This is a genomic window from Streptomyces incanus, assembly GCF_042656345.1.
Classification (GTDB): Bacteria; Actinomycetota; Actinomycetes; order Streptomycetales; family Streptomycetaceae; genus Streptomyces; species Streptomyces incanus.
Map to the genome: position 1 here is coordinate 15,689 of NZ_JBHSPC010000011.1, position 2,045 is coordinate 17,733.

The 2,045-nt window shown below is 72.5% G+C and carries 1 protein-coding gene; it reads left to right on the forward strand.

Annotated features, from left to right (window positions below; all coding sequences use genetic code 11):
- Window positions 1-695: 695 nt before the first annotated feature.
- Window positions 696-2,027 carry a lipase family protein gene (locus ACFP2V_RS02910; RefSeq protein ID WP_381204858.1) on the forward strand — a complete coding sequence of 444 codons (1,332 nt, stop codon included), beginning with the start codon at window positions 696-698 and terminating at the stop codon, window positions 2,025-2,027.
- Window positions 2,028-2,045: the final 18 nt, after the last annotated feature.

Sequence of the window (2,045 nt, forward strand, 5' to 3'; positions counted from 1 at the left end):
CGGCCTCTCCCGTTCGGAGAAGCCGTCGGCACCCCTGGGGGACGCCGACGGCCGCCCTCCCCCGTGGCCACCCGGAAGGCGAGACCGTCGCCCTCCGGTGGTCCGGTGCGCCGGAGAGCAGGAGAGCAGGAAGCGGACGGCGTCCGCCTGCACCGCCATGGCCGTGACGTGGCGGGCGCCGCGTCACGCAACTTCCGGGCGATACGCGCCCGTTCCTGTGCCGTCGCCGCCTCCGCACTGAGCAGCCTCCGCACTGAGCAGCCGCTCGACGACACCGTCTCCTCGGCCACGCACCGAGCTCGGCCCTCGGTCCCGGGCGATCCCCCGTGGGCGGCGGGCGACATCGGACCGCCCGTCACATTACCGAACCGTAACCCTCCTACTGCTACCGCGAGTAACTTACCCATAGGTAAGTTCAATGCGAACCACTTCCGAGCGGCGCGGGCAAGCCCGTGGGCGCGTGTGCCACACCTCGCCGCCGGGCCGCCCTGCCGCTGTGCCCTGCCGCTGTGCCGCCCCACCGTCGTGCCGCCCCATCGTCGTGCCGTCGTGCCTCGTGCCGTCGTAGCTCCGAAGCCCCGACTCCCCACAGCTCAGCTCCGTAGCTCCGCAACCGCGCCTCCCCGTCCGGGCCGATCACGGGACGCCCCGGCACGGAGGCCGCTTCCTGCCAGCCGCTTCCCAGGAGGTTCGCCATGCCCGCACGCCCGCGCCCCAGACTTCTGGCCGCTGCCGTCACCGCCGCCGCCTGCCTCGGCGCCCAAACCGTCGCGTCCGCCCCCGCCGCGGCGACGGACGAGGTCGTGTCCCGGGGTGTCGCGATCCCCGCGTTCTACACCCCGCCCGCGTCTCTGCCCGACGCCAACGGCACCCTCATCCGCAGCGAGCGCCTCCCTCTGGCCCTGAGCCTGCCCCGTCTCAAGGGCCCGCTGCCGGGAACCGCGACCCGGCTGATGTACCGGTCCACCGACTCGAGCGGGCAGCCGGTCGCCGTCACCGGCGCGTACATCGAACCGTCAGCCGCCTGGAAGGGCAACGGACCGCGCCCCCTCGTCGCGGTGGCGCCCGGCACCCAGGGCCAGGGCGACCAGTGCGCCGCGTCCATGGGGCTCGAGCACCCGCTGCGGTTCAACGGCGAGACCGTATCCGTCGGTTACGAGGACCTGGCGATCTACCGCCTCCTCGCGAAGGGCGTCGCCGTGGTCGTCACCGACTACGCCGGCCTGGGCGCGACCGACCGCCTGCACACCTACGTGAACCGGGTCGACGAGGCCCACGCGGTCCTGGACGCCGTCCGTGCCGCCCGCTCGGTCCGCGGAGCGTCGATCACCACGGCCTCCCCCGTCGGGCTCTACGGGTACAGCCAGGGCGGCGGGGCGAGCGCGGCGGCCGCCGAACTCCAGTCCACCTACGCCCCCGACGTCGCCCTGTCCGGGACCTACTCCGGCGCGCCGCCCGCCGATCTGACCAAGGTCACCAAGGCCATCGACGGCAGCGAACTGGCCGGCGCGCTGGGCTGGTCGCTGAGCGGTTTCCTCCAGTCCGACCCGTCCCTGGAACCCATAGCCGAGGCGCATCTGAACGCCGCCGGCAAGGCCGCACTCACCGACCTCTCGACGATGTGCGTCGGCGACGCCCTCTTCACGTACGGCTTCGCCAAGAGCACCAAGTGGATCAAGGACGGAAAGTCCCTCGGCGACATCATCGCCACCACGCCCGCCTTCCAGACCTTCCTGGACAGGCAGCTCATCGGCACGATGAAGCCGTCCGGCCCGGTCCGCCTGGCCACCGGCGTCAGCGACGACCTCGTGCCGCACGGGCAGTCCCGCCAACTCGCCGTCGACTGGTGTGCCAAGGGCGCCGACGTCACGTACAAGGCCGTCGTCCTCCCCCACGTCGGCAGTGCGCTGCTCAACCACTTCGCCCCGCTGCTGACCGACCAAGGGGACGCCATCGACTGGCTGACCGACCGGCTGTCCGGCAAGCGGGCCACCTCCAACTGCTGGAGCATGCCCCTGCAGCCCTGACCTGACAGCCGGCCCTGA

Excerpts from the sequence above, each read along its gene's own strand:
- ACFP2V_RS02910 (WP_381204858.1), top strand. The coding sequence starts at position 696 with ATGCCCGCACGCCCGCGCCCCAGACTTCTGGCCGCTGCCGTCACCGCC.